The following is a 24,460-nucleotide window of genomic DNA, read 5'->3' on the forward strand; positions in this document are numbered from 1 at the left end:
GCGGCAATGCGCTTCGGCCTGCTTGCGCGCAGTGTGCTGACCGGCCTGATCTGGGCCGGCGGCGCACTTGCGTCTGCGGGCCACGCCATCGCGGCACCCGCGTCGGAGCCGCTGCGCTATGCCGCCCTGCAAGGCGATGAGGCTAAGCTCTGGCAATTCAGCACCAGCACAGTCACAAGCGCACCACAGGCCACCCCTTTGCCGCGCGACACCGAAACGCCGCTCGGCAGCGTCTGGAAACTCTTCGTCTACAGCTACCTCGTCTCGCGCCACATCAACACGCCCGACTACACGTGCCACGGCAACGATGCCGAAGAGGTCTACTGCTGCACGGCCGGCCAAAGCATCGACCGCGAGCGCGCGCTTATCCAATCGTGCGGTCGCTATTTCGAACCGGCGCGCCTCGGCCTCGATAGCGCCGACTGGCGCCGGTTCTGGCAGCAAGCCAACGCGCCCGCGTGGTTGCGCGACCTGCGTGCCATGCAGCCTGCGCGCCGCGTTCCTGTCACCGACTTGTTGACCGCGCTGCACAGCGTTCCCGCCGATGGGCGCGAGACGGCTGCGCAAACGCTCGTCTCCGTGCTGACTGTCGGGCGCGGTGAGGGCACCGTGTCGTACTTTGGCGGCTTGCTGCGCGCCAAGACATGGACCATGCCTGACCCGCAGCGCCCCGGCGCGTCGATCGGCGGCGCAGCCGGTTGGCTGGCCGATGGCACACCCGTGTGGTTGGGCGGCGCGGGTTCGAGCAATCAGGTGCTGGCTGCGGCTGCACCGCGCCTCACACCGCTGATTGCGCAGACGCCCGTGCCCGACGACGACGCCTGCGTGGCGGTCGATTTCTTTACGCGCTACCCCGTGCGGGAGGTGCGTGATGCCGATGGCAGGCCCGCTGTCCCCGGTCGGTTGGAAGGCCGCTACACCGTGCGCTTCGCCAATGGCAATACGCTGCCGATCGAGAGCCGCGGCGAGTTGGCGCTCGCACGCGAGAACAACGCGCCCACCATCACCGGTCGGCTCGGCATGAACGACTACGTGGCGCGCGTTGTGGAGCGCGAGGGCGATCTGGCCGAGCCGCAGGCCGCCCGCGCGTTGGCGGTGGCCGCGCGCAGCTACCTCGTGCAGCATGCCTCGCGTGGCAAGGGCTGCTACCGGATCGCGGATAGCTCGCGCACGCAGCGCGTGTTGCCGCGCCCGCCCGCGGCTGCCGCACGCAACGCGGCGGAATTTACCGATGCGCTGGTGCTGGTCGGCCAGTCTGTGCAGTACCACGGCACGATCAGCGCGCGTGGCCAGATGAGCTGGACTGCTGCACGCGCTGCCGCCCAGCGTGGCCAGGGGTTTGACGGCATCCTCGCGCGGTGGTGGCCGCAGGCCACGTTGACGTCGTTCCAGAGCCCGGTCGCGGGCGATTGCTCGCCGGTGGCGGGCGCGCAGCAATGGCTGCAGGCGCAGGCACCGCGTTGGTCCGCCCGACTGGGCGCCGAGCCCGGTTATGAGACGCCGCCGTTGCCCGCCGTGTGTGTGGTGCATGAAGGCCGCCCGTACGCCGATGCGCGCCGCAACCGGCTCTACATCCATCGGCTTGCCAGCGAGGAAGACCGCATCGCGCTGACGCACGAATACCTGCACCTGGCCTTTGCGCACCATCCGCTCGGGCAGGACGAACAGTTTGTTGAGGCGACAGCGCGCCGCCTGATTCGAGGGGAGGGCTTGCTGTGAACGTGAAGGCATGGACAGCGCGGATGGCCATGGGCGCCGCGGCCTTGCTGCTGGGTGCCTCGGCCGTTGCCGAGCCGGTGGTCGATCTGGAAGGCCCGATCGGCGGCTGGCGCAACAGCAAGCTGACCAACGAGCTGGAGCAGTACACCGCCGCATATCCGAAACCGCCGGTCGATCGTGGTGCGCAGAAATACCGCACGCTCATCGCAGGGCGCATTCGTGCGGCAGGCAAGCAGCGCCGCCCGCCGGTGCTGATCGTCAACGGCAATGCCATGCCGCTGTATGGCGACAGCGAAGGCCGCTTCGCGCGTCCGTGGGCATTCGGCCCGGGCTCGAACAGCGTGGAGATCGTCAGCCCCGATGGCCAGTCGCGCCAGCGCCTGCAGTTCTACGAGGCCGACACCACCAAGACGTCGGCCAAGCTGCGCGCCATCCTCACCTGGGACGACCCGCGCGCCGAGGTCGACATGCACGTCATCTCGCCGATTGGCGATCACGCGTTCTGGGCCGAGCCGCTGCTGTCCGACGGCGGCGGGCTCGACGTGGACAGCGTCGATGGCGCCGGCCCTGAGATTTTCTCCACCGCCGCGCCGCGCCCCGGCGTGTGGCTGTTCTACGTGAACTACTGGGGCAACTTCAACGCCGGCGGCTACAACTTCGACGAAAAGGCGCACGACCGCGATCTCATCACCGCGCAACTGACGCTGATCTATAACGAGAACACGCCCAACGAGCGGCGCGAGTTCGTCACCGTGCCGCTGCGCAAGATCGGCGAGCTGGCGTTGATGAAATCGATCCGCTTCTGATGCTCATGATGCCTTCCACATTCCGCCTCGCATTCGCCATTGCACTCGCCACGCTCGGGGCGTCGGGCGCATTTGCGCAAACCGATGCCAGCAATATCGAGATCACCACGCCGCTCAACGGCTGGCGCAACTCGGCCGGCGACGATTCGCGCTACACGCAGGACGTGCACTACCCGGCCGTGTCGGTCTCGACGCCGCAAGGGCAGGGCACCGCCTCGATGATTGCCGGGCGCATCCGCAACCAGCCCAAGGCCGCCGCGTCCGCCGATGAGAACAAGCCGCGCCGTCGTCGCGGTGCAGACGGCTCGTCGGTCGGCACGCTCGTCGTCAATGGCGTGGCGATGCCACAGCGCATCGAGGCAGACGGCACGTTCTCGCGTCCGTACGCATTTGGCGCCGGCAGCAACAGCGTCGAAGTGCGCAGCGCACGTGGCGATGCCAAGCGCGTGCAGTTCTACGACAGCTACGCTGGCAAGCAGCGCCCGCGTCTGCGCGTGGTCCTGTCGTGGGATACGGATGGCACCGATCTCGACCTCCACGTTGTCTCGCCCGATGGCCAGCACGCCTGGTACGGCAACCGCGTGGTCGAGAATGGCGGCGCACTCGACGTGGACGTCACCACCGGCTATGGCCCCGAGATCTATTCGAACCCGGCGCCCGTGCCCGGCACGTACCTCGTCTACGTGAACTACTACGGCAGTGGCAGCGATAACAGCATCATCACCACGGCCACCGTCAGCATCATCACGGATGAGAACACGCCGTCCGAGCGCCAGCAGACCTTTGTCGTGCCGATGCGCAAGGCCGGCGATCTGACGCTGTTACGCAGTTTCACGATGAAATAAGAACCGAGGCTCAGGAGCCCACCGCCATGGACACGCAGACCGTCGCCGCCTACGACACCCTCGCCGAAACCTTTGCGCAGGAGTGGCGCGAGCAGCCGGCGCCGGAAGACATGTACGCGTTGTTCCGGCGCGAGTTCAAGGCAGGCGGGGCCACGGCGGACATCGGCTGTGGCGCCGGGCGTGAGGTGGCCTGGCTCAACGCCAACGGCTATCCGGCCGTCGGCTACGATGCCTCGGCCGGGCTGCTGGAGGCAGCGCGCTCGCAATATCCGGGGCTGGCGTTTCGGCGGTCGCAGTTGCCCGAGCTGGTGGGCATTGCCGAAGGCGCTTTCGACAACGTCGTCTGCGAGACCGTCATCATGCACCTGCCACCTGAGCAGATCGGTGCGGCAGTGCAGCGGCTGGTGTCCTTGTTGCGGCCGGGCGGTACGCTGTATCTGAGCTGGCGCGTGACGCCAGACGCCGATCAACGCGATGGCCGTGGCCGGTTGTTCACCGCATTCGATGCGGCACCCGTGCGCGAGGCGCTGGCCGGCACCACGCTCGTTTTTGACGAGGCAGCCGTCAGTCGCTCGTCGGGGCGGACGATCCATCGCATCGTCGCGCGCAAAGCCTGACGGCATCATCCGCGGACAATCCGATTGTCCTGATTGACCATCCCTCGGCGGGGTTTGTCACAATAGCGGTTTCGCCTAGCCCGCGCGTGACACCACGTGCACTCCGCCGTCCCGATGTACGACTCTCCCGCCATAGACCACGCGCTGCAGGCGCTGCCCGAAGACACCGCTGCCGCCACGCGCGCCGTGCTGCACGATGTGTTCGGCTACAGCGCGTTCCGCGGCCCGCAGGCAGAGATCGTCACCCACGTGGCTGACGGCGGCGATTGCCTCGTGCTGATGCCCACGGGCGGCGGCAAATCCCTCTGCTACCAGATCCCGGCGCTTGTGCGGCATCGGCGCGGCCAGGGCGCGGGCATTGTTGTCTCACCGCTGATCGCGCTGATGCAGGACCAGGTGGCCGCGCTGGAGGAGGCCGGCGTGCGCGCCGCGTACCTCAACTCCGCGCTCACCGGCGCCGAGGCCGCACAGGTCGAGCGCGATCTGGCGGCGGGGCGGCTGGACCTCGTCTACGTCGCGCCCGAGCGGCTGATGACGCCGCGCTTCCTGGACTTGCTGGAGCGCTCGCGCATCGGCCTGTTTGCCATCGACGAGGCGCACTGCGTGTCGCAATGGGGGCACGACTTCCGGCCCGAGTACATCCAGCTTTCCGTGCTGCACGAGCGCTTCCCGCAAGTGCCGCGCATCGCACTCACTGCCACGGCTGATGCTGTCACGCGCGATGAGATTGTCGAGCGCCTCGCGCTCACGGGTTCGCGCGTCTTCCTCTCCAGCTTCGACCGCCCGAACATCCGCTACACCATCGTCGAGAAGGACAGCGCGCGCCAGCAGCTCCTGCGCTTCATCCGCGCCGAGCACATGGATGGCGAGTCGTGCGACGCCGGCATCGTCTACTGCCTGTCGCGCAAGAAGGTGGAAGAGACCGCGCAGTGGCTGGCCGAGCAGGGCATCCGCGCGCTGCCGTACCACGCCGGGATGGATTCGGAGATCCGCGCCCGCCATCAGGCCATCTTCCGCAAGGAGGAGGGCGTCGTGATGGTGGCAACCATCGCCTTCGGCATGGGCATCGACAAGCCGGACGTGCGCTTTGTCGCGCATCTGGACTTGCCCAAGAGCCTGGAGGGGTACTACCAGGAAACCGGCCGCGCCGGCCGTGACGGCATGCCTGCCAACGCGTGGATGGCCTATGGCCTGGCCGACGTCGTGCAGCAGCGCCGCATGATCGACGAGTCCGAGGCGGACGACGTGCACAAGCGCGTGTCCACCGCCAAGCTCGACGCGCTGCTCGGCCTGTGCGAAGCCGCAAGCTGCCGCCGCGTGGCGCTGCTCGCCTACTTTGGCGAGAGCAGCCAGCCGTGCGGCAACTGCGATACCTGCCTCACGCCACCGCAAACCTGGGATGCGACACGCGAGGCGCAGATGGCGTTGTCGTGCGCTTACCGCGTGCAGCAGGCCAGCCGCGTGAGCTTCGGCGCCGGGCAGCTCATCGACATCCTGCGCGGCAACGCGACCGAGCGCGTCAAGCAATGGCATCTCGAGACGGTGTCCACCTTCGGCATCGGCAGCGAGCTGTCGGAACCGGCGTGGCGCAGCGTATTCCGCCAACTGGTCGCGCAGGGTTTGTTTGCCGTCGACCACGGCGGCCATGGCGCCCTGATCCTGACTGACGCGGCGCGCCCCGTGCTCAAGGGGCAGCAGTCGGTGATCCTGCGGCGTCAGGCGGAGAAGGTGCGTGGTGCATCGTCATCGTCGGCCAAGAAGGAGCGACGCGCGGACCCAGCCGCCGATCTCTCCGATGAGGCGCAGGCGCGCTGGCAGGCGTTGCGTGCCTGGCGCGCCCAGACGGCACGCGAACACAGCGTGCCGGCCTATGTGATCTTCCACGACAGCACGCTCGCCCGCATTGCCGAGACCGATCCGGACTCGCGTGAGGCGCTGGGCGAACTGCCGGGCATCGGCGTGGCCAAGCTGGACCGCTATGGCCAAGCGTTGCTCGACGTGCTGGAGAAGTGCCGCGAGCAGGCCTAGGTGGCCGCTGTTGGCAGTGGTCCCATCACGCCGGTACGTGTCAGGTGTTCGCCCAGGAAATCTACAAACGCGCGCACCTTCGGCAGCAGATGCACGCGCTGCGTGAACACGGCGTGCAGCGGGACCTCGCGCGCGGTGTAGTCGGTCAGTACCGCCTGCAGACGCCCGGCCGCGATGTCCTCGCGCACCAGATACGCCGGTCCCAGCGATACCCCCAACCCTGAACGCGCCGCCTCACGCAGCACGAGGCTGTTGTTGGCCAGCATGGACCCCCTCACGTGCGCGACATGGCGCTGGCCCGCAGGGTCGGTTAACACCCAGTCGTACGGCCCATCGTAGTTGGCGTAGACGAGGCAGTTGTGCTCGCGCAGATCGTCAGGCGTTTGCGGAATGCCGCGCTCACGGAAATACGACGGCGCACCGTAGATGGCGTGTGCGCAATTTGCTAGCCGTCGCGCCACGAGCGATGAATCCTCCAGCATGCCGATGCGGATCGCCACGTCAATGCGTCCCGCCACCAGATCGGCGTAACGGTCGTTCATGTCCAGATCGATCTGCACGGCGGGATAGCGCGCCTGGAACGCGCCCAGCAGCGGCGCCAGTAGCGTCACCGCAAACGACGCCGGCGCCGACACCCGCAGCGTGCCACGGGCCTCATCGCGCAAGGCGGTCACGGCTTGCTCGGCGGCGTCCACCAGCGCCAGGCCCTCGCGGCTTTTCTCGAAGAAGGCCGCACCGGCTTCGGTCAGTGACAGGCGCCGCGTGGTCCGCTGCAGCAGGCGGGTGTCCAGCCGCGCTTCCAGTCGCGCCAGCGCCTTGCTGATGACCCCGCGGGATACCCCGATCGCATCGGAGGCCGCCGACAAGCTGCCACACTCCACCACCCGCACAAAGATCACCACGTCGGAGAGTCGATCCATATTTGCGCGTTTCTGGAAACAATATGACGCCAGAGGCTACCTTAATCTGCGCGAATCGGCTGGCTACGATGGGGCGTCCCGACCTTCCTCCCGCCATCATGACGACTGAAGCCCCTGACGTTGCCGTATCTCATCCCCTCGCAGATCGCTTGCCGCGCGGCGCAACGCCGTTGTTTGCGGCGGCGGTGGGGCTCATTGTCGTCAACCTGTTCGGCATCCAGCCGCTCGTCGCCGAGATTGCCGCCAGCATCGGCTGGACCACGGCCGCTACCGGATTGCTGGTGACTGCCACGCTGTTCGGCTACGGCATCGGTCTGCTGCTGTTGATGCCGATGACTGATCTGCAGGACAACCGCGCGCTGGCCTCGCGCACACTATGGGGCGCGGTCGCGTCGCTCGCGCTGACTACCGTGGCGCACAGCGGGCAGGTGCTGATGCTGGCCGCGTTCGCCATCGGGCTCACGTCGACCGTCATCCAGATGCTGATCGCGCTGGCCGGGCGCCTGGCGGCCGACCATCGGCGCGGGCGCGTGCTCGGCGACATCATGATCGGCCTGAATCTGGGCATCCTGCTGTCGCGTCCCGCAGCGAGCCTGATTGCGGCGCAATGGGGGTGGCGTGCGTTCTATGGTGCGTCGGCAGTGGCTATTGCGGTCTTGGCGATTGTCCTGCCGCGTGTGATGCCGACCTTTGTGCCGCCGCGTACGCAGTCGTACGGCGCGCTGCTGGGCTCGTACGGCCGCTTGCTGCGCAGTGAGCCGTTTCTGCGCCGGCGCGCCGCCACCCAGGCCTTGCTGATGGCGGCATTCACGCTCTTCTGGACGGCCGTGGCACTACGGCTGGCGGCAGCGCCGTTTCATCTGTCGCAAAACGGCATCGGCATCTTCGCGCTGTGTGGCGCGGCGGGTGTCCTGGCGGCACCTGTTGCCGGGCGACTGGCGGATCGCGGCTTGGTACGGTTCGGCACGCTGCTCGCGCACGGTAGTGCGGCCACTGGGCTGCTGCTCGCGCTGGCCTCGGCGCTGGTGCCAGGGTTGAGCGTTCCCGTCATGCTGGCGATGCTGGTGGTCGCCGCGCTGTTGCTGGACTTCGGCGCCATCGGTGACCAGGCGCTCGGTCGCTATCTGGTCAACACGCTGTCGCCGGAGATCCGCGGGCGTGTGAATGGCTTGTACACGGGCGCATTTTTCTTTGGTGCGGCGGCGGGCGGCGGTTTGGCCGGCGTGGTCTGGGCGCGTGCCGGCTGGATTGGCGTCTCGGTGCTCGCGCTGGGGTTTGTGTCGGCTGCAGCACTCGTCTTTCTCTGGCCCAGCGCGGCCCCGCGTGCCATTGGCGCCACACCGCGCCGCTGTTGATCTGCAACGCGCGTCGCCAGACTGGCGGCGTGCTTGACGCTTGCAAAACACCCCGCTATAGTGCCAGATTCGAGTTTTTGGCTTCTGGCTTCGCACGTCCATGCCCGGCAAAGCGCTGTGCAAGGCATCTGAACCAGACGGGCTCGCGCTCTTTGGTCTCGATCTGTTCCCGCAGGTCCTCTCTCTAGAGCGTTCTGCTCGCCACTTCCAAAACCCGATTGCGCCGATTGCCTCACATGTGAGGCTGCCACGTCATGTGGTCCGGCGATTTTTCAAAAACCAAGCTGGATTGAACAATGCCAACTATCAATCAATTGGTTCGCAAGCCCCGCGTCTCTGAAAAGCTGAAGAGCAAGAGCCCGGCGCTTGAGAACTGCCCGCAGCGTCGCGGCGTGTGCACCCGCGTGTACACCACGACGCCGAAGAAGCCGAACTCGGCACTGCGTAAGGTCGCCAAGGTGCGCCTGACCAACGGTTTCGAAGTCATTTCGTACATCGGCGGTGAAGGCCACAACCTGCAAGAACACAGCGTCGTGCTGATCCGCGGCGGCCGTGTGAAGGATTTGCCGGGTGTGCGTTACCACATCGTGCGCGGCTCCCTTGACCTGCAAGGCGTCAAGGACCGTAAGCAAGCGCGTTCGAAGTACGGCGCGAAGCGCCCGAAGAAGGCCTAAGTGGTCAGTGAGATCGGTCCGCGCGTGTTGTGCGAATGCGGGGTCACGGTCTTGTCATGAGCAGGCGGTACAACGGTGCGTTTTTTGACCGCACTGGCACCGTCGAGTAAGTGGTCACCCGGCTCAGATTGTTGGAAGACAAGCTAGTTGGTGGCCGGAGAACCGAAGCGGTTCTCAACTGAACAGAGAAGGAAAGAAGATGCCACGTCGTCGTGAAGTCCCCAAGCGGGAAATTCTGCCGGACCCGAAGTTCGGCAATGTGGAAGTCGCCAAGTTCATGAACGTCCTGATGCTGGACGGCAAGAAGTCGGTGGCTGAACGTATCGTTTACGGTGCGTTCGACCAGATCGAAAAGAAAGCAGGCAAGGCGCCCATCGAGGTGTTCACGCTGGCAATCGGCAACATCAAGCCGGTGGTCGAAGTGAAGAGCCGTCGTGTTGGTGGTGCTAACTATCAGGTGCCGGTCGAAGTCCGGCCGTCGCGTCGTCTGGCATTGGCGATGCGTTGGCTGCGGGAAGCTGCGAAGAAGCGCAGCGAGAAGTCGATGGCCCTGCGTCTGGCTGGTGAACTGCTCGAGGCCTCGGAAGGCCGCGGCGGCGCCATGAAGAAGCGCGACGAAGTGCACCGTATGGCAGAAGCCAACAAGGCGTTCTCGCACTTCCGCTTCTAAGCGACTCACGAACGTTGTTGGTTGCTGGGCGGGTTGTGCGCGCACATCTCGCCCATTTGTATTAGGGGCGCTTGCTATCCGGCAGCGCCCCGTTGACGAATCAGAGCAAAGGATTAACCGTGGCTCGTAAGACCCCCATTGAGCGCTACCGTAACATCGGTATTTCCGCTCACATCGACGCCGGCAAAACCACCACGACCGAGCGGATCCTGTTCTACACCGGTGTGAACCACAAGATCGGTGAAGTGCATGATGGCGCAGCCACCATGGACTGGATGGAGCAGGAGCAAGAGCGCGGCATCACCATCACGTCCGCTGCGACCACCGCCTTCTGGAAGGGCATGGGCGGCAACTACCCCGAGCACCGCTTCAACATCATCGACACCCCGGGCCACGTGGACTTCACCATTGAGGTGGAGCGCTCCATGCGTGTGCTGGACGGCGCGTGCATGGTGTATTGCGCAGTGGGTGGCGTGCAGCCGCAGTCGGAAACCGTCTGGCGCCAGGCCAACAAGTACAAGGTGCCGCGTCTGGCGTTCGTCAACAAGATGGACCGTACCGGCGCCAACTTCTTCAAGGTCTACGACCAGCTGAAGACTCGCCTGAAGGCCAACCCGGTGCCCGTGGTGGTGCCGATTGGTGCGGAAGAAGGCTTCCAAGGCGTCGTCGATCTGCTGGAGATGAAGGCGATCATTTGGGACGAAGCCAGCCAAGGCGTGAAGTTCGAATACACCGACATCCCGGCCGAACTCGTTGACACCTGCAACGAGTGGCGCGAGAAGATGGTCGAGTCGGCTGCTGAAGCCAGCGAAGAGCTGATGGAAAAGTACCTGGGCGGCGAAACGCTGACCCGTGCTGAGATCGTCAAGGCGCTGCGCGACCGTACCATCGCCTGCGAAATCCAGCCGATGCTGTGCGGCACCGCGTTCAAGAACAAGGGCGTGCAGCGCATGCTCGACGCCGTGATCGACTTCCTGCCGTCGCCGGTCGACATTCCGCCGGTCCAGGGCATCGACGAAACCGACGAAACGAAGAAGCTCGAGCGCAAGGCTGACGACAGCGAAAAGTTCTCGGCACTGGCGTTCAAGATCATGACCGACCCGTTCGTGGGTCAACTGATCTTCTTCCGCGTCTACTCGGGCAAGATCAACTCGGGCGACACCGTGTACAACCCGGTGAAGCAGAAGAAGGAACGTCTGGGCCGGATTCTGCAGATGCACGCCAACCAGCGCGAAGAAATCAAGGAAGTGCTGGCCGGTGACATCGCCGCTGCAGTGGGCCTGAAGGACGCCACCACGGGTGACACGCTGTGCGACCCGGCCGCGCCGATCATTCTCGAGCGCATGGTGTTCCCGGAGCCGGTGATCTCGCAGGCTGTCGAGCCGAAGACCAAGGCTGACCAGGAAAAGATGGGCATCGCCCTGAACCGCCTGGCCGCTGAAGATCCGTCGTTCCGCGTGCGTACCGATGAAGAATCGGGCCAGACCATCATTTCGGGCATGGGCGAGCTCCACCTCGAAATTCTGGTTGACCGCATGAAGCGCGAATTCGGCGTGGAAGCCAACATCGGCGCGCCGCAAGTTGCCTACCGCGAAACCATCCGCAAGAAGGTTGAAGACGTCGAAGGCAAGTTCGTCAAGCAGTCGGGCGGCCGCGGTCAGTACGGTCACGCTGTGATCACGCTGGAACCGCTGGACGAAGAAGGCAAGGCGGCAGCGAAGGCGGCAGCGACCACGTCGGCAGCAGCAGCTGCTGCTGCCAATGGTTTCGTCTTCGTCGACGCCATCAAGGGCGGTGTGATTCCTCGCGAATACATCCCGGCGGTCGAAAAGGGTATCGTCGACACGCTGCCGGCCGGTATTCTGGCTGGCTTCCCGGTGGTGGACGTGAAGGTCACGCTGACGTTCGGTTCGTACCACGATGTGGACTCGAACGAAAACGCGTTCCGCATGGCCGGCTCCATGGCTTTCAAGGAAGCCATGCGCAAAGCCACGCCGGTTCTGCTCGAGCCGATGATGGCTGTGGAAGTGGAAACGCCGGAAGACTACACGGGTACCGTGATGGGCGACTTGTCGTCCCGCCGCGGCATCGTGCAGGGCATGGACGACATGGTCGGCGGCGGCAAGGTCATCAAGGCCGAAGTCCCGCTGTCGGAAATGTTCGGCTATTCGACGTCGCTGCGTTCGGCCACGCAAGGCCGCGCCACGTACACCATGGAATTCAAGCAATACGCTGAGGCACCGAAGAACATCGCCGAAGCTGTGATGGCTGCCAAGGGTACGAAGTAATCAACGTGTTTTGGGCGATGCGCGCGTGCGTGTCGCCCACATCTAAATCTAGCAATTAGCCAATTCCGAATTGAGGAGCTGACATGGCAAAGGAAAAGTTCGAGCGGACCAAGCCGCACGTGAACGTTGGGACGATTGGTCACGTTGACCACGGCAAGACGACGCTGACCGCAGCGATCGCCACCGTGCTGTCGAGCAAGTTCGGTGGTACCGCCAAGAAGTACGACGAAATCGACGCAGCGCCGGAAGAAAAGGCACGCGGCATCACGATCAACACCGCGCACATCGAGTACGAGACGGCTAACCGTCACTACGCGCACGTTGACTGCCCGGGCCACGCCGACTACGTCAAGAACATGATCACCGGTGCCGCCCAGATGGACGGCGCCATCCTGGTGTGCTCGGCCGCTGACGGCCCGATGCCGCAAACGCGTGAGCACATCCTGCTGGCCCGCCAAGTGGGTGTGCCGTACATCATCGTCTTCCTGAACAAGTGCGACATGGTGGACGACGCTGAGCTGCTGGAACTGGTTGAGATGGAAGTGCGTGAACTTCTGTCGAAGTACGAGTTCCCGGGCGACGACACCCCGATCATCAAGGGTTCGGCCAAGCTGGCGCTGGAAGGCGACAAGGGCGAGCTGGGCGAAGTGGCCATCATGAACCTGGCCGACGCACTGGACACCTACATCCCGACGCCGGAGCGCGCTGTTGACGGCACGTTCCTGATGCCGGTGGAAGACGTGTTCTCGATCTCGGGTCGCGGCACCGTGGTGACCGGCCGTATCGAGCGCGGCATCATCAAGGTCGGCGAAGAAATCGAAATCGTCGGTATCGCCATGGACGGCGACAAGCCGAAGATCGACAAGACGACGTGCACGGGCGTGGAAATGTTCCGCAAGCTGCTGGACCAAGGTCAAGCAGGCGACAACGTCGGTATTCTGCTGCGCGGCACGAAGCGTGAAGACGTTCAGCGTGGTCAAGTGCTGGCCAAGCCGGGCTCGATCAAGCCGCACACGGAATTCACGGGCGAGGTCTACATCCTGTCGAAGGACGAAGGTGGTCGTCACACCCCGTTCTTCAACAACTACCGCCCGCAGTTCTACTTCCGTACGACGGACGTGACTGGCTCGATCGCCCTGCCGGAAGGCAAGGAAATGGTCATGCCGGGTGACAACGTGTCGATCACCGTCAAGCTGATCGCCCCGATCGCCATGGAAGAAGGTCTGCGCTTCGCTATCCGCGAAGGCGGCCGTACCGTGGGTGCTGGCGTCGTTGCCAAGATCCTGAAGTAAAAGGCGGATCGATGCGCTGTTCCTCGTAAGGGGCGCGGCGCATCGCCTGTTGCATCGCTCTTTCAATCTCCCGGCGGCTTGGCCGCCATGCTCTTTAAGGAAACATCATGCAGAACCAGAAGATCCGTATCCGCCTGAAGGCCTTCGACTATCGCCTGATCGACCAGTCGGCCGCTGAAATCGTCGAAACCGCCAAGCGCACTGGCGCGATCGTCAAGGGCCCGGTGCCCCTGCCGACCCGCATCCAGCGTTTCGACGTTCTGCGTTCGCCGCACGTCAACAAGACCAGCCGCGACCAGTTCGAAATCCGCACGCACCAGCGCCTGATGGACATCGTCGATCCGACGGACAAGACCGTCGACGCGCTGATGAAGCTGGACCTGCCGGCTGGCGTGGACGTTGAGATCAAGCTGCAGTAAGCAAGACAACGCTGCCGGATCACTTCGGCAACGGGCAAACGGCGAGCCAAGTGCTCGCCGTTTTGCTTTTTGGTGACGGATGTTGTGCCGCACGCCACGCCTGGGCGTGTATTCCGCAATCGTGCTTGCGGATTGTCCGCAACCGGGATATAGTGTAGGGCTACCCCTTTAGTCAAGGGGAGTGGGCTGGCCATTTGGCCGCGCGCTGTCTCTTTAGGCGCAGTCCAGTTCAAGATTCGTAGTATCAATCAGCCCCGGCCAATCGCAGCTGGGAATGGAGCAAACCATGAGCCTTGGCCTTGTAGGTCGCAAGGTTGGCATGACCCGTATTTTCACGGACGACGGCGATTCGATTCCCGTTACCGTGCTTGAGGTCGGCGACAACCGCGTGACGCAAATCAAGACGGACGAGACCGACGGTTATACCGCCGTTCAAGTCACCTTCGGCACCCGACGCGCCAGCCGCGTCACCAAGCCGCTGGCGGGTCATCTCGCCAAAGCCGGCGTGGAAGCGGGCGAAGTTATCAAAGAATTCCGAGTGGATGCCGCTCGTGCCGCTGAATTCCAGCCTGGCGCGAACATCAGCGTCGACCTGTTCGAAGTCGGTCAGAAGATCGACGTTCAGGGTGTGACGATTGGTAAGGGCTACGCCGGTACCATCAAGCGTTACAACTTCTCGTCGGGCCGCGCCACGCACGGTAACTCGCGCTCGCACAACGTGCCGGGCTCGATCGGTATGGCGCAGGATCCGGGCCGCGTGTTCCCGGGTAAGCGCATGACCGGTCACATGGGTGACGTCACCCGTACCGTTCAGAACCTGGAAATCGCCAAGATCGACGCAGAGCGCAAGCTGTTGCTGGTCAAGGGCGCGATCCCGGGCGCCAAGGGCGGTCAAGTCATCGTCACGCCGGCCGTGAAGGCCCGCGCTAAGAAGGCATAAGGAGCAAACGCATGGAACTGAAGCTGCTCCAGGACAACGGTCAACTCGGCGCTGGCGTTGCTGCCTCGCCGGAAGTGTTCGGCCGTGACTATAACGAAGCCCTCGTTCACCAGATCGTCGTCGCTTATCAGGCCAACGCTCGCAGCGGTAACCGTAAGCAGAAGGATCGTGAAGAGGTCAAGCACACGACCAAGAAGCCGTGGCGCCAAAAGGGTACGGGCCGCGCCCGTGCAGGTATGAGCTCCTCCCCGCTGTGGCGCGGGGGTGGTCGTATCTTCCCGAACAGCCCGGAAGAAAACTTCTCGCAGAAGGTCAACAAGAAGATGTACCGCGCCGGCATGCGCTCGATTTATTCGCAGCTTGCCCGTGAAGGTCGCATCAACGTCGTTGACAGTCTGTCCGTCGAAGCTCCGAAGACCAAGCTGCTGGCCGACAAGCTCGGCGCCATGGGCCTGGACTCGGTGCTCGTGATTACCGATAACCTGGACGAAAACCTCTTCCTGGCATCGCGCAACCTGGCGCACGTGCTCGTGGTTGAGCCGCGTCACGCTGACCCCCTGTCGCTCGTGCACTACAAGAAGGTGCTCGTGACGAAGGGTGCCGTCGCGCAGATCGAGGAGTTGCTGAAATGACGCAAGTTGCCAAGAACGACCATCGCCTGATGCAGGTGCTGCTGGCGCCCGTGGTGTCTGAAAAGGCAACCCTGGTGGCCGAGAAGAACGAACAGGTTGTGTTCGAAGTGGCTCCCGACGCCAACAAGATCGAGGTGAAGGCTGCCGTCGAACTGCTGTTCAAGGTGGAAGTCGCTGCCGTCCAGATCCTGAACCGCAAGGGCAAGCAAAAGCGCTTCGGTCGCTTCATGGGTCGTCGTAACCACGTGAAGATGGCCTATGTCTCGCTGAAGCCGGGCCAGGAAATCAATTTTGAAGCGGAGGCCAAGTAATCATGGCACTCGTCAAGACCAAGCCGACATCGCCGGGCCGCCGCTCGATGGTGAAGGTCGTCAACCCCGACCTTCACAAGGGTGCGCCGCACGCTCCGCTGCTGGAAAAGCAATTCCAGAAGTCGGGTCGTAACAACAACGGCCACATCACAACCCGTCACAAGGGCGGTGGTCACAAGCATCACTATCGCATCGTCGACTTCAAGCGTAACGACAAGGACGGTATCCCGGCCAAGATCGAGCGCCTGGAATACGATCCGAACCGTAGCGCCAACATCGCGCTCGTGCTGTTCGCCGACGGTGAGCGCCGCTACATCATCGCCCCGAAGGGCGCTGTGGTTGGCCAAGCCATCGCCAACGGCTCGGAAGCGCCGATCAAGGCCGGTAACAACCTGCCGATCCGCAACATCCCGGTCGGTACGACGATTCACTGCGTGGAAATCCTGCCGGGCAAGGGCGCTCAAGTTGCCCGTTCGGCTGGTACGTCCGCCGTGCTGCTGGCTCGCGAAGGAATCTACGCTCAAGTGCGTCTGCGCTCGGGTGAAGTGCGCCGCGTGCACATCGAGTGCCGCGCGACCATCGGTGAAGTCGGCAACGAAGAGCACAGCCTGCGCCAGATCGGCAAGGCCGGTGCAACCCGTTGGCGCGGTATTCGCCCGACCGTTCGCGGTGTGGTGATGAACCCGGTCGATCACCCGCACGGTGGTGGTGAAGGTAAGACTGCTGCTGGCCGTGATCCGGTGTCCCCGTGGGGTACGCCGACCAAGGGCTACCGCACCCGTCGTAACAAGCGCACGGACAGCATGATCGTCCAACGCCGTCACAAGCGTTAATCGGTAGGTAGGAGCTAAGAAATGACTCGTTCCGTAAAGAAAGGTCCGTTCATCGACGCCCACCTGCTGAAGAAGGTGGAAGTGGCGGTGCAGACGAAGGACAAGAAGCCCATCAAGACGTGGTCGCGTCGTTCGACCATTCTGCCGGACTTCATCGGCCTGACGATCGCCGTTCACAACGGCCGTCAGCACGTGCCCGTGTATGTCACGGAAAACATGGTTGGCCACAAGCTCGGCGAATTTGCGCTCACGCGTACGTTCAAGGGCCACGCTGCCGACAAGAAAGCGAAGCGATAAGGGGCAATCATGGAAGTTAAAGCGATTCATCGCGGCGCCCGTATCTCCGCACAGAAGACGCGCCTGGTTGCTGACCAGATCCGCGGCCTGTCGATCGAGCGCGCGCTCAACGTGCTGACGTTCAGCCCGAAGAAGGCGGCTGGCATCGTGAAGAAGGTGGTTGAGTCCGCCATCGCGAACGCCGAGCACAACGAAGGCGCCGATATCGATGAGCTGAAGGTCAAGTCGATCTACATCGACAAGGCAACGTCGCTCAAGCGCTTCACCGCGCGTGCGAAGGGCCGTGGCAACCGCATCGAGAAACAAACCTGTCACATCACTGTGACGTTGGGCAACTAAGGGGTCACGATGGGACAGAAGATTCATCCGACTGGCTTCCGTCTGGCTGTCAGCCGTAACTGGGCTTCGCGTTGGTACGCCAACAACACCCAGTTTGCGGGCATGCTCAAGGAAGACATCGAAGTTCGCGAGTTTCTGAAGAAGAAACTGAAGAACGCTTCGGTGGGCCGCGTGGTCATCGAGCGTCCGGCCAAGAATGCACGTATCACCATTTACAGCTCGCGTCCGGGCGTGGTGATCGGCAAGAAGGGCGAGGACATCGAGCTGCTGAAGGCAGAACTGCAGCGTCGCATGGGCGTGCCCGTGCACGTGAACATCGAAGAAATCCGCAAGCCGGAAGTCGATGCGCAGCTGATCGCCGATTCGATCACGCAGCAGCTCGAGCGCCGCATCATGTTCCGTCGCGCCATGAAGCGCGCGATGCAGAACGCAATGCGTCTGGGTGCCCAAGGCATCAAGATCATGAGCTCGGGCCGTCTGAACGGCATCGAAATCGCCCGTACCGAGTGGTACCGCGAAGGCCGTGTGCCCCTGCACACGCTGCGCGCCGATATCGACTACGGCTTCTCGGAAGCAGAAACCACCTACGGCATCATCGGTGTCAAGGTGTGGGTGTACAAGGGTGACCACCTCGGTCGCAACGACGCACCCGTCGTGGAAGAGCCGAAAGAAGACGAGCGTCGCCGCCGCCCGGGTCGCCCGGAAGGTCGTCGCCGTGAGGGCGATCGCCCGGCCGGTCAGCGCCGCGGTGCTGGTGCAGGTGCTCCCCGCCGTAGCGGTGGCGCCGACGCCAAGACTGGAGAATAAGCATGCTGCAACCTAAGCGCAGGAAGTACCGCAAGGAGCAGAAGGGCCGTAACACCGGTATCGCCACGCGCGGTAACGCCGTGTCGTTCGGCGAATTCGGCCTGAAGGCGATGGGCCGCGGCCGTCTGACCGCACGTCAGATTGAGTCGGCCCGTCGTGCGATGACCCGCCACATCAAGCGTGGCGGCCGCATTTGGATCCGGATTTTCCCGGACAAGCCGATCTCGAAGAAGCCTGCTGAAGTCCGTATGGGTAACGGTAAGGGCAACCCGGAATACTACGTGGCTGAAATTCAGCCGGGCAAGATGCTGTACGAAATGGACGGCGTCGGCGAAGAACTGGCACGCGAGGCGTTCCGCCTGGCTGCTGCCAAGCTGCCGATCGCGACCAGCTTCGTGGTGCGTCAGGTCGGAACGTAAGGAGCACACACCATGAAAGCATCCGAACTGCGCGACAAAGATGTCGCAGGGCTGAACCAGGAGCTCTCTGAGCTGCTGAAGGCTCAATTTGGCCTGCGCATGCAAAAGGCGACGCAACAGCTGCAGAACACCAGCCAGCTGAAGAAGGTGCGTCGTGACATCGCGCGTGTCCGCACCGTGCTGGGCCAGAAGGGGAACCAGAAATGACTGAAGCAGCAACGTCCCTGAAGCGCACGCTCGTCGGTCGCGTTGTCAGCAACAAGATGGACAAGACCGTGACGGTCCTGGTCGAAAACCGCGTCAAGCATCCGCTGTACGGCAAGTACGTGGTGCGCTCGAAGAAGTACCATGCGCACGACGAAGCCAACCAGTACAACGAAGGCGACAAGGTTGAGATCACGGAATCGCGTCCGATCTCGCGCACCAAGTCGTGGGTGGTGTCGCGCCTGCTTGAAGCCGCACGCGTGATCTAAAACAACAGCTAAGCAGTTTGCTGTTGCAAGACCGAGATTATGTGCTATAGTCTCGGTCTTTCCCTTTGAGAGGGTTACTGGCGATTCGGCTGGTGGCTCGGGCAAAGAGAAGAGTGAATGGGTCTGGTGGCACTCGCTGCCAGGCAGCTACCGACTTCAAGTTGATCAACCCAATCGCGGTTGGCGCAATGCCAGCAGCCGGCGGGACCAAGACTGATCGCTTCTACGCATTGTGCGTAAGGGCGAATTAAGTTGGGACGAGAACACCATGATTCAGACAGAAAGCCGGCTCGAAGTGGCCGATAACACGGGTGCGCGTGAAGTCATGTGCATCAAGGTGCTGGGCGGTTCGAAGCGCCGCTACGCCAGCGTCGGCGACATCATCAAGGTCAGCGTCAAGGATGCTGCCCCGCGTGGTCGCGTGAAGAAGGGCGATATCTACAACGCCGTGGTGGTGCGTACCGCCAAGGGCGTGCGCCGTCCTGACGGCTCGCTCATCAAGTTCGACGGCAATGCCGCCGTGCTGCTGAACACCAAGCTTGAGCCGATCGGCACCCGCATTTTCGGGCCGGTCACTCGCGAACTCCGTACCGAGCGCTTCATGAAGATCGTGTCGCTCGCGCCGGAAGTGCTGTAATCGGAGGCCGCATGAACAAGATTCGCAAGGGCGATCGCGTCATCGTCCGCACCGGTAAAGACAAGGGTAAGCAAGGGACCGTGCTGTCGGTGCTTGCTGAGCACGTGACGGTGGAAGGCGTGAACGTTGCGAAGAAGCACGTGCGCCCGAACCCGATGCTGGGTACCACGGGTGGTGTGGTCGACAAGGTCATGCCCATCCATATTTCGAACGTTGCGCTCGTGGATGCCAATGGCAAGCCGTCGCGCGTCGGCATCAAGGTTGAAGGCGGCGTGAAGACGCGTGTCCTGAAGACTACTGGTGCTGGCGTCGGCGCTTGATTCTGGGCAATAGAGAGGAGTTGAGCATGACTGCACGTCTGCAAGAGTTTTACAAAGAGAAGGTTGTGCCCGAGCTGATCAAGCAGTTCGGTTACAAGTCCGTGATGGAAGTGCCGCGCATCACCAAGATCACCCTGAACATGGGTCTTGGCGAAGCCATCAATGACAAGAAGGTCATTGAGCACGCCACCGGCGACCTGATCAAGATTGCTGGCCAGAAGCCCATCGTGACGAAGGCCCGCAAGGCTATCGCCGGCTTCAAGATTCGCCAGGGTTACCCGATCGGCACGATGGTCACGCTGCGTGGCCAACGCATGTACGAATTCCTGGACCGCTTCATCACCGTGTCGCTGCCGCGTGTGCGCGACTTCCGCGGTGTGTCGGGCAAGGCATTCGACGGTCGTGGCAACTACAACATCGGTGTGAAAGAGCAGATCATTTTCCCCGAGATCGAGTACGACAAGATCGACGCACTCCGTGGTCTGAACATCAGCATCACGACGACTGCGAAGAACGACGAGGAAGCAAAGGCGCTCCTCAATGCGTTCAAGTTCCCGTTCCGTAATTAAGGGGTTACCGTGGCTAAATTGTCTCTGATCGAACGCGAGAAGAAGCGTGCCAAGCTCGTGGCCAAGTACGCTGAGAAGCGCGCCGCTCTCGAAGCCATCGTGGCAGACCAAAGCAAGTCGGAAGAAGAGCGTTACGAAGCGCGCCTGAAGCTGCAAGCACTGCCGCGCAACGCGAATCCGACTCGTCAGCGCAACCGCTGCTCGATCACCGGTCGTCCCCGCGGTACGTTCCGCAAGTTTGGCCTGGCGCGTAACAAGCTCCGTGAGATCGCCTTCAAGGGCGAAATCCCGGGTCTGACGAAAGCCAGCTGGTAATCACGCACAGGCTACAGGAGAAACACTATGAGCATGAGCGATCCGATCGCCGATATGCTGACGCGTATCCGCAACGCGCAAGCGGTGGAAAAAGCGTCGGTGGTCATGCCGTCGTCGAAGCTGAAGGTGGCAATCGCCAAAGTCCTGAAGGACGAAGGCTACATCGACGAATTCGCCGTGACCGAGCAGGGTGGCAAGTCCACGCTGACGATTGGTCTGAAGTACTACGCCGGCCGTCCGGTCATCGAGCGCCTGGAGCGCGTCTCGAAGCCTGGTCTGCGTGTGTACAAGGGCCGTAATGAAATCCCGCAAGTGATGAACGGCCTGGGCGTCGCCATCATCTCGACCCCGCAGGGTCTGATGACGGACCGCCGTGCGCGCGCAACCGGTGTCGGTGGCGAAGTCATTTGCTACGTCGCCTAAGGGAGGGGAACCATGTCTCGCGTAGGTAAGGCTCCCATCGCGCTGCCCAAGGGCGCCGAAGTTAATTTTGCTGGTGGTCTGCTGACCGTCAAGGGCCCGCTGGGCACGCTGACGCAGCCGATTCACTCGCTGGTCAAGGTCAACACCGACAACGGCACGATCACGTTCGAGCCGGCAGATGAGTCGCGTGAAGCCAATGCGTTGCAAGGCACGATGCGCGCCCTGACGGCCAACATGGTCAAAGGCGTGACGACGGGCTTCGAGCGCAAGCTGAACCTGGTCGGCGTGGGTTACCGTGCTTCACTTCAAGGCACTGCCCTGAAGCTGCAACTCGGTTTCTCGCACGACGTGATCCATGAGATGCCGGAAGGCGTGAAGGCGGAAACGCCGACGCAGACCGAAATCATCATCAAGGGTTCGGACAAGCAGAAAGTTGGTCAGGTCGCCGCTGAAGTGCGTGGCTATCGTCCGCCTGAGCCCTACAAGGGCAAGGGTGTGCGCTACGCAGACGAGCGTGTGATCCTGAAGGAAACCAAGAAGAAGTAAGGGTGCACATCATGAACAAAAATGACTCGCGTTTGCGCCGTGCACGTCAGACCCGCCTGAAAATTGCGGAGCTGAACGTCGCTCGCCTGGCTGTGCACCGTACTAACCTGCACATCTACGCGCAGGTCTTCTCGGAAGACGGCACGAAGGTTCTGGCTGCGGCCTCGACGGCAGAAGCCGAAGTCCGCAAGGAGCTGAACGGCAACGGTGGTAACACCGCGGCTGCCACTCTGGTGGGTAAGCGTATTGCTGAGAAGGCGAAGGCTGCTGGCATCGAAGCCGTGGCGTTCGATCGCTCGGGTTTCCGTTATCACGGTCGCGTGAAGGCACTGGCTGACGCGGCACGCGAAGCTGGCCTGAAGTTCTAAGCCGGCATAGAGGATATCGTCATGGCAAAAATTCAACCTAAGGTCCAAGGGGACGAACGCGACGACGGTCTTCGCGAGAAGATGATCGCGGTCAACCGCGTGACCAAGGTGGTCAAGGGCGGCCGGATTCTCGGTTTCGCTGCTCTGACCGTGGTCGGCGACGGCGACGGTCGTATCGGCATGGGCAAGGGCAAGGCGAAGGAAGTGCCCGTGGCCGTGCAGAAGGCAATGGACGAAGCCCGTCGCAAGATGGTCAAGGTCCCGCTGAAAAACGGTACGCTGCAGCACGAAGTGGTTGGCAAGCATGGCGCCGCTAAGGTGCAAATGATGCCCGCGAAGGACGGTACTGGCGTGATCGCCGGCGGTCCGATGCGCGCCATCTTCGAAGTGATGGGCGTGACGAACATCGTGACCAAGTCGCACGGTTCGACCAATCCTTACAACATGGTGCGCGCAACGCTGGACGGCCTGCGCAAGATGAGCACCCCGGCTGAAATTGCTGCCAAGCGTGGCAAGTCGGTCGAAGAAATCCTCGGCTAAGCCGAAGGGATAGGTGAACGATATGTCGCAGAAAACCGTGAAAGTCCAACTCGTGCGTAGCCTGATCGGTACGCGCGAAGACCACCGCGCCACGGTGCGTGGTCTGGGCCTGCGCCGCATGAACTCGGTGTCCGAATTGCAGGACACGCCGGCAGTGCGCGGCATGATCAACAAGGTGTCCTACCTGGTCAAGGTCATCGGCTAAGGCAAGACGGAGAAGAACATGCAACTGAATAACCTGAAGCCGGCAGCCGGCTCCAAGCATGCCAAGCGCCGCGTTGGTCGCGGTATTGGCTCGGGCCTGGGCAAGACGGCTGGTCGTGGTCACAAGGGTCAGAAGTCGCGTTCGGGTGGTTTCCACAAGGTCGGCTTCGAAGGCGGCCAGATGCCCCTGTATCGTCGTCTGCCCAAGCGTGGTTTCACCTCGCTGACCAAGGAATTCACCGCCGAAGTGCGTCTGGGCGACCTGGCGGGTCTGCCGATCGAAGAAATCGATCTGCTGTCCCTCAAGCAAGCCGGCCTCGTTGGCGAGATGGTCAAGAGCGCCAAGGTGATCCTGTCGGGCGAGATCGACAAGAAAGTGGTTCTGAAGGGCCTGGGTGCAACGGCTGGGGCGAAAGCCGCAATCGAAGCGGCTGGTGGCTCGCTGGCCTAATGCCTGCTGTTTCACACTGACGGAGCATCCGTTTGGCCACGGCGAAACCTAATGTGATGGCCCAAGCCAAGAACACGGCCAAGTACGGCGACCTTCGCCGTCGGCTGGTGTTCCTGGTCCTGGCACTGCTGGTGTATCGGATCGGCGCGCACATTCCTGTGCCTGGCATCGATCCGGATCAACTGGCGCAGCTTTTCCAACGGCAGTCAGGCGGCATCCTCGGGATGTTCAACCTGTTCTCCGGTGGTGCGCTGTCGCGGTTCACGGTGTTTGCGCTGGGGATCATGCCGTACATTTCGGCGTCGATCATCATGCAGCTGCTGACGATCGTGCTACCGCAGCTGGAATCGCTCAAGAAGGAAGGCCAAGCCGGCCAGCGCAAGATTACGCAGTACACGCGCTACGGTACGGTCCTCCTGGCGACGTTCCAGGCGCTTGGGATTGCGGTGGCGCTCGAAGCACAGCCTGGTCTGGTTCTGGATCCGGGTCTGATGTTCCGAGCGACCGCAGTGATCACGCTGGTGACGGGCACGATGTTCCTGATGTGGCTGGGTGAGCAGATTACCGAGCGCGGTCTGGGCAACGGGATCTCGATCATCATCTTTGGCGGGATTGCAGCAGGTCTGCCCAATGCCATCGGCGGGCTGTTTGAGCTGGTGCGCACGGGATCGATGGGGATTTTCTCCGCGATTCTGGTGGTGGCGATCATTGGCGCGGTGACTTTCGTGGTGGTGTTCATTGAACGCGGCCAACGCAAGATCCTCGTCAACTACGCCAAGCGGCAGGTCGGTAACAAGATTTATGGCGGTCAGTCGTCGCATTTGCCGCTGAAGTTGAATATGGCTGGGGTGATTCCGCCGATCTTTGCATCGTCGATCATTCTGTTCCCGGCCACGATCGCGGGCTGGTTTACAGCCGGCAACTCGACGAATCCGGTCACCCGATTCGTCAAGGACCTGGCAGCAACGCTGTCGCCAGGTCAGCCGGTGTACATCCTGCTGTATGCGGCTGCGATCATCTTCTTCTGTTTCTTCTACACGGCGCTGGTCTATAACAGCCGCGAAGTGGCAGATAACCTGAAGAAGAGTGGGGCGTTCATTCCGGGCATCCGCCCGGGCGAGCAAACCACGCGGTATATCGACAAGATTCTGGTGCGTCTGACCCTGGCGGGTGCGATCTACATCACGCTGGTGTGTCTGTTGCCGGAGTTCTTGGTGCTGCGCTGGAATGTGCCGTTCTACTTTGGTGGGACGTCGCTGTTGATCATCGTGGTGGTCACGATGGACTTCATGGCGCAAGTGCAGTCCTACGTGATGTCTCAGCAGTACGAGTCTTTGATGAAGAAGGCGAATTTCAAGGGCAACCTGACGCTCCGTTAAAAAGAGCGGTCGCACGAAGCTAAA

Annotated in this window: 33 protein-coding genes; 32 read left to right on the forward strand and 1 reads right to left on the reverse strand. The window is 62.7% G+C overall.

What is annotated here, in order from left to right; genetic code table 11:
- Positions 1-6 precede the first annotated feature (6 nt).
- The 5 genes from F7R11_RS24650 to recQ all read left to right on the forward strand — a co-directional run bounded on the left by F7R11_RS24650 (position 7) and on the right by recQ (position 6,015).
- The gene (locus tag F7R11_RS24650; RefSeq protein ID WP_064805480.1) at positions 7-1,719 is read left to right on the forward strand and encodes a DUF2300 domain-containing protein; all 1,713 of its coding nucleotides are present in this window, start codon (positions 7-9) and stop codon (positions 1,717-1,719) included.
- Between the two features lie 23 nt (positions 1,720-1,742).
- Positions 1,743-2,525 carry a YfaP family protein gene (locus F7R11_RS24655; RefSeq protein ID WP_104577735.1) on the forward strand — a complete coding sequence of 261 codons (783 nt, stop codon included), beginning with the start codon at positions 1,743-1,745 and terminating at the stop codon, positions 2,523-2,525.
- 5 nt (positions 2,526-2,530) lie between these two features.
- Positions 2,531-3,370, forward strand: coding sequence for a YfaP family protein (locus F7R11_RS24660; protein ID WP_064806468.1), 840 nt, complete (start codon positions 2,531-2,533; stop codon positions 3,368-3,370).
- 26 nt (positions 3,371-3,396) lie between these two features.
- A complete protein-coding gene (locus F7R11_RS24665; RefSeq protein ID WP_048935972.1) occupies positions 3,397-3,987 on the forward strand; it encodes a class I SAM-dependent methyltransferase in 591 nt (196 codons plus the stop codon).
- Between the two features lie 114 nt (positions 3,988-4,101).
- A complete protein-coding gene (recQ, locus tag F7R11_RS24670) occupies positions 4,102-6,015 on the forward strand; it encodes a DNA helicase RecQ (RefSeq protein ID WP_064805478.1) in 1,914 nt (637 codons plus the stop codon).
- On the opposite strand, the gene F7R11_RS24675 is transcribed toward recQ, so the two are convergent.
- Positions 6,012-6,935, reverse strand: a complete 924-nt coding sequence (locus tag F7R11_RS24675; protein WP_064805476.1) for a LysR family transcriptional regulator — start codon at positions 6,933-6,935, stop codon at positions 6,012-6,014. The two genes, recQ and F7R11_RS24675, sit on opposite strands and share 4 nt — an antisense overlap.
- A gap of 98 nt (positions 6,936-7,033) precedes the next feature.
- Between F7R11_RS24675 and F7R11_RS24680 the strand changes: the two genes are divergently transcribed.
- From F7R11_RS24680 to secY, 27 genes are all read left to right on the forward strand, one after another.
- Entirely contained in the window at positions 7,034-8,290 is a 1,257-nt protein-coding gene (locus tag F7R11_RS24680) for an MFS transporter (RefSeq protein WP_064805473.1), read from the forward strand.
- 296 nt (positions 8,291-8,586) lie between these two features.
- Positions 8,587-8,964, forward strand: coding sequence for a 30S ribosomal protein S12 (gene rpsL / locus F7R11_RS24685; protein WP_021197587.1), 378 nt, complete (start codon positions 8,587-8,589; stop codon positions 8,962-8,964).
- Between the two features lie 199 nt (positions 8,965-9,163).
- Positions 9,164-9,634, forward strand: a complete 471-nt coding sequence (gene rpsG / locus F7R11_RS24690) for a 30S ribosomal protein S7 (protein WP_004634470.1) — start codon at positions 9,164-9,166, stop codon at positions 9,632-9,634.
- Positions 9,635-9,753: 119 nt separating this feature from the next.
- Positions 9,754-11,922 (forward strand): elongation factor G, encoded by a 2,169-nt coding sequence (fusA, locus tag F7R11_RS24695; RefSeq protein ID WP_064805471.1) that lies wholly within the window; start codon positions 9,754-9,756, stop codon positions 11,920-11,922.
- Positions 11,923-12,005: 83 nt separating this feature from the next.
- The gene (gene tuf / locus F7R11_RS24700; protein ID WP_021197867.1) at positions 12,006-13,214 is read left to right on the forward strand and encodes an elongation factor Tu; all 1,209 of its coding nucleotides are present in this window, start codon (positions 12,006-12,008) and stop codon (positions 13,212-13,214) included.
- 107 nt (positions 13,215-13,321) lie between these two features.
- Positions 13,322-13,633: a 30S ribosomal protein S10 gene (gene rpsJ, locus F7R11_RS24705; protein WP_004634473.1), complete on the forward strand. Its 312-nt coding sequence runs from the start codon at positions 13,322-13,324 to the stop codon at positions 13,631-13,633.
- Between the two features lie 286 nt (positions 13,634-13,919).
- Complete coding sequence (gene rplC / locus F7R11_RS24710; RefSeq protein ID WP_021197585.1) at positions 13,920-14,573, forward strand: 50S ribosomal protein L3; 654 nt, start codon at positions 13,920-13,922, stop codon at positions 14,571-14,573.
- A gap of 11 nt (positions 14,574-14,584) precedes the next feature.
- Positions 14,585-15,205 (forward strand): 50S ribosomal protein L4, encoded by a 621-nt coding sequence (gene rplD, locus F7R11_RS24715; protein WP_021197584.1) that lies wholly within the window; start codon positions 14,585-14,587, stop codon positions 15,203-15,205.
- Complete coding sequence (gene rplW, locus F7R11_RS24720; RefSeq protein ID WP_021197583.1) at positions 15,202-15,516, forward strand: 50S ribosomal protein L23; 315 nt, start codon at positions 15,202-15,204, stop codon at positions 15,514-15,516. Before rplD ends, rplW begins: the two co-directional genes overlap by 4 nt.
- Positions 15,517-15,518: 2 nt before the next feature.
- Entirely contained in the window at positions 15,519-16,349 is an 831-nt protein-coding gene (rplB, locus tag F7R11_RS24725) for a 50S ribosomal protein L2 (protein WP_021197582.1), read from the forward strand.
- A 21-nt stretch (positions 16,350-16,370) separates the two neighbouring features.
- Positions 16,371-16,646, forward strand: a complete 276-nt coding sequence (gene rpsS, locus F7R11_RS24730) for a 30S ribosomal protein S19 (protein ID WP_021197581.1) — start codon at positions 16,371-16,373, stop codon at positions 16,644-16,646.
- Positions 16,647-16,655: 9 nt separating this feature from the next.
- A complete protein-coding gene (rplV, locus tag F7R11_RS24735) occupies positions 16,656-16,985 on the forward strand; it encodes a 50S ribosomal protein L22 (RefSeq protein WP_004634479.1) in 330 nt (109 codons plus the stop codon).
- A gap of 9 nt (positions 16,986-16,994) precedes the next feature.
- The gene (gene rpsC / locus F7R11_RS24740; RefSeq protein WP_021197580.1) at positions 16,995-17,792 is read left to right on the forward strand and encodes a 30S ribosomal protein S3; all 798 of its coding nucleotides are present in this window, start codon (positions 16,995-16,997) and stop codon (positions 17,790-17,792) included.
- 2 nt (positions 17,793-17,794) lie between these two features.
- The gene (rplP, locus tag F7R11_RS24745) at positions 17,795-18,211 is read left to right on the forward strand and encodes a 50S ribosomal protein L16 (protein ID WP_003264123.1); all 417 of its coding nucleotides are present in this window, start codon (positions 17,795-17,797) and stop codon (positions 18,209-18,211) included.
- A 12-nt stretch (positions 18,212-18,223) separates the two neighbouring features.
- The gene (gene rpmC, locus F7R11_RS24750) at positions 18,224-18,418 is read left to right on the forward strand and encodes a 50S ribosomal protein L29 (RefSeq protein WP_004634481.1); all 195 of its coding nucleotides are present in this window, start codon (positions 18,224-18,226) and stop codon (positions 18,416-18,418) included.
- A complete protein-coding gene (rpsQ, locus tag F7R11_RS24755; RefSeq protein WP_021197579.1) occupies positions 18,415-18,684 on the forward strand; it encodes a 30S ribosomal protein S17 in 270 nt (89 codons plus the stop codon). Before rpmC ends, rpsQ begins: the two co-directional genes overlap by 4 nt.
- A gap of 268 nt (positions 18,685-18,952) precedes the next feature.
- On the forward strand, positions 18,953-19,321 hold the full coding sequence (gene rplN / locus F7R11_RS24760) for a 50S ribosomal protein L14 (protein WP_003264129.1): 369 nt from the start codon (positions 18,953-18,955) through the stop codon (positions 19,319-19,321).
- Between the two features lie 11 nt (positions 19,322-19,332).
- Complete coding sequence (gene rplX / locus F7R11_RS24765; protein ID WP_021197578.1) at positions 19,333-19,641, forward strand: 50S ribosomal protein L24; 309 nt, start codon at positions 19,333-19,335, stop codon at positions 19,639-19,641.
- 26 nt (positions 19,642-19,667) lie between these two features.
- The gene (gene rplE, locus F7R11_RS24770) at positions 19,668-20,210 is read left to right on the forward strand and encodes a 50S ribosomal protein L5 (RefSeq protein WP_009241894.1); all 543 of its coding nucleotides are present in this window, start codon (positions 19,668-19,670) and stop codon (positions 20,208-20,210) included.
- A gap of 9 nt (positions 20,211-20,219) precedes the next feature.
- The gene (gene rpsN / locus F7R11_RS24775) at positions 20,220-20,525 is read left to right on the forward strand and encodes a 30S ribosomal protein S14 (protein WP_004634486.1); all 306 of its coding nucleotides are present in this window, start codon (positions 20,220-20,222) and stop codon (positions 20,523-20,525) included.
- 27 nt (positions 20,526-20,552) lie between these two features.
- Positions 20,553-20,948, forward strand: a complete 396-nt coding sequence (gene rpsH, locus F7R11_RS24780; protein ID WP_004634489.1) for a 30S ribosomal protein S8 — start codon at positions 20,553-20,555, stop codon at positions 20,946-20,948.
- 12 nt (positions 20,949-20,960) lie between these two features.
- Positions 20,961-21,494, forward strand: coding sequence for a 50S ribosomal protein L6 (rplF, locus tag F7R11_RS24785; protein WP_021197576.1), 534 nt, complete (start codon positions 20,961-20,963; stop codon positions 21,492-21,494).
- A gap of 11 nt (positions 21,495-21,505) precedes the next feature.
- Entirely contained in the window at positions 21,506-21,862 is a 357-nt protein-coding gene (gene rplR / locus F7R11_RS24790; protein ID WP_021197575.1) for a 50S ribosomal protein L18, read from the forward strand.
- A gap of 21 nt (positions 21,863-21,883) precedes the next feature.
- Positions 21,884-22,402, forward strand: coding sequence for a 30S ribosomal protein S5 (gene rpsE / locus F7R11_RS24795; RefSeq protein WP_013211230.1), 519 nt, complete (start codon positions 21,884-21,886; stop codon positions 22,400-22,402).
- Positions 22,403-22,424: 22 nt separating this feature from the next.
- Complete coding sequence (gene rpmD / locus F7R11_RS24800; RefSeq protein WP_003264137.1) at positions 22,425-22,607, forward strand: 50S ribosomal protein L30; 183 nt, start codon at positions 22,425-22,427, stop codon at positions 22,605-22,607.
- A gap of 18 nt (positions 22,608-22,625) precedes the next feature.
- On the forward strand, positions 22,626-23,057 hold the full coding sequence (gene rplO, locus F7R11_RS24805) for a 50S ribosomal protein L15 (RefSeq protein ID WP_021197574.1): 432 nt from the start codon (positions 22,626-22,628) through the stop codon (positions 23,055-23,057).
- A gap of 56 nt (positions 23,058-23,113) precedes the next feature.
- Positions 23,114-24,436 carry a preprotein translocase subunit SecY gene (secY, locus tag F7R11_RS24810; protein WP_021197573.1) on the forward strand — a complete coding sequence of 441 codons (1,323 nt, stop codon included), beginning with the start codon at positions 23,114-23,116 and terminating at the stop codon, positions 24,434-24,436.
- Positions 24,437-24,460 lie beyond the last annotated feature (24 nt).

It is taken from the genome of Ralstonia insidiosa, assembly GCF_008801405.1.
GTDB lineage: Bacteria > Pseudomonadota > Gammaproteobacteria > Burkholderiales > Burkholderiaceae > Ralstonia > Ralstonia insidiosa.

Coding starts and splice junctions, on each gene's coding strand:
- tuf (WP_021197867.1), top strand. CDS start 12,006: ATGGCAAAGGAAAAGTTCGAGCGGACCAAGCCGCACGTGAACGTTGGG.
- F7R11_RS24675 (WP_064805476.1), bottom strand. CDS start 6,935: ATGGATCGACTCTCCGACGTGGTGATCTTTGTGCGGGTGGTGGAGTGT.
- F7R11_RS24660 (WP_064806468.1), top strand. CDS start 2,531: ATGATGCCTTCCACATTCCGCCTCGCATTCGCCATTGCACTCGCCACG.
- rpsC (WP_021197580.1), top strand. CDS start 16,995: ATGGGACAGAAGATTCATCCGACTGGCTTCCGTCTGGCTGTCAGCCGT.
- F7R11_RS24655 (WP_104577735.1), top strand. CDS start 1,743: ATGGCCATGGGCGCCGCGGCCTTGCTGCTGGGTGCCTCGGCCGTTGCC.
- rpsE (WP_013211230.1), top strand. CDS start 21,884: ATGGCAAAAATTCAACCTAAGGTCCAAGGGGACGAACGCGACGACGGT.
- F7R11_RS24665 (WP_048935972.1), top strand. CDS start 3,397: ATGGACACGCAGACCGTCGCCGCCTACGACACCCTCGCCGAAACCTTT.
- rplN (WP_003264129.1), top strand. CDS start 18,953: ATGATTCAGACAGAAAGCCGGCTCGAAGTGGCCGATAACACGGGTGCG.
- rpsL (WP_021197587.1), top strand. CDS start 8,587: ATGCCAACTATCAATCAATTGGTTCGCAAGCCCCGCGTCTCTGAAAAG.
- F7R11_RS24650 (WP_064805480.1), top strand. CDS start 7: ATGCGCTTCGGCCTGCTTGCGCGCAGTGTGCTGACCGGCCTGATCTGG.
- rpmD (WP_003264137.1), top strand. CDS start 22,425: ATGTCGCAGAAAACCGTGAAAGTCCAACTCGTGCGTAGCCTGATCGGT.
- F7R11_RS24680 (WP_064805473.1), top strand. CDS start 7,034: ATGACGACTGAAGCCCCTGACGTTGCCGTATCTCATCCCCTCGCAGAT.
- rplD (WP_021197584.1), top strand. CDS start 14,585: ATGGAACTGAAGCTGCTCCAGGACAACGGTCAACTCGGCGCTGGCGTT.
- rpsG (WP_004634470.1), top strand. CDS start 9,164: ATGCCACGTCGTCGTGAAGTCCCCAAGCGGGAAATTCTGCCGGACCCG.
- rplE (WP_009241894.1), top strand. CDS start 19,668: ATGACTGCACGTCTGCAAGAGTTTTACAAAGAGAAGGTTGTGCCCGAG.
- rpsH (WP_004634489.1), top strand. CDS start 20,553: ATGAGCATGAGCGATCCGATCGCCGATATGCTGACGCGTATCCGCAAC.
- secY (WP_021197573.1), top strand. CDS start 23,114: ATGGCCCAAGCCAAGAACACGGCCAAGTACGGCGACCTTCGCCGTCGG.
- rpsQ (WP_021197579.1), top strand. CDS start 18,415: ATGACTGAAGCAGCAACGTCCCTGAAGCGCACGCTCGTCGGTCGCGTT.
- rpmC (WP_004634481.1), top strand. CDS start 18,224: ATGAAAGCATCCGAACTGCGCGACAAAGATGTCGCAGGGCTGAACCAG.
- rplO (WP_021197574.1), top strand. CDS start 22,626: ATGCAACTGAATAACCTGAAGCCGGCAGCCGGCTCCAAGCATGCCAAG.
- rpsJ (WP_004634473.1), top strand. CDS start 13,322: ATGCAGAACCAGAAGATCCGTATCCGCCTGAAGGCCTTCGACTATCGC.
- rplV (WP_004634479.1), top strand. CDS start 16,656: ATGGAAGTTAAAGCGATTCATCGCGGCGCCCGTATCTCCGCACAGAAG.
- rplF (WP_021197576.1), top strand. CDS start 20,961: ATGTCTCGCGTAGGTAAGGCTCCCATCGCGCTGCCCAAGGGCGCCGAA.
- rplC (WP_021197585.1), top strand. CDS start 13,920: ATGAGCCTTGGCCTTGTAGGTCGCAAGGTTGGCATGACCCGTATTTTC.
- rplX (WP_021197578.1), top strand. CDS start 19,333: ATGAACAAGATTCGCAAGGGCGATCGCGTCATCGTCCGCACCGGTAAA.
- rplB (WP_021197582.1), top strand. CDS start 15,519: ATGGCACTCGTCAAGACCAAGCCGACATCGCCGGGCCGCCGCTCGATG.
- rplP (WP_003264123.1), top strand. CDS start 17,795: ATGCTGCAACCTAAGCGCAGGAAGTACCGCAAGGAGCAGAAGGGCCGT.
- recQ (WP_064805478.1), top strand. CDS start 4,102: ATGTACGACTCTCCCGCCATAGACCACGCGCTGCAGGCGCTGCCCGAA.
- rplR (WP_021197575.1), top strand. CDS start 21,506: ATGAACAAAAATGACTCGCGTTTGCGCCGTGCACGTCAGACCCGCCTG.
- rplW (WP_021197583.1), top strand. CDS start 15,202: ATGACGCAAGTTGCCAAGAACGACCATCGCCTGATGCAGGTGCTGCTG.
- rpsS (WP_021197581.1), top strand. CDS start 16,371: ATGACTCGTTCCGTAAAGAAAGGTCCGTTCATCGACGCCCACCTGCTG.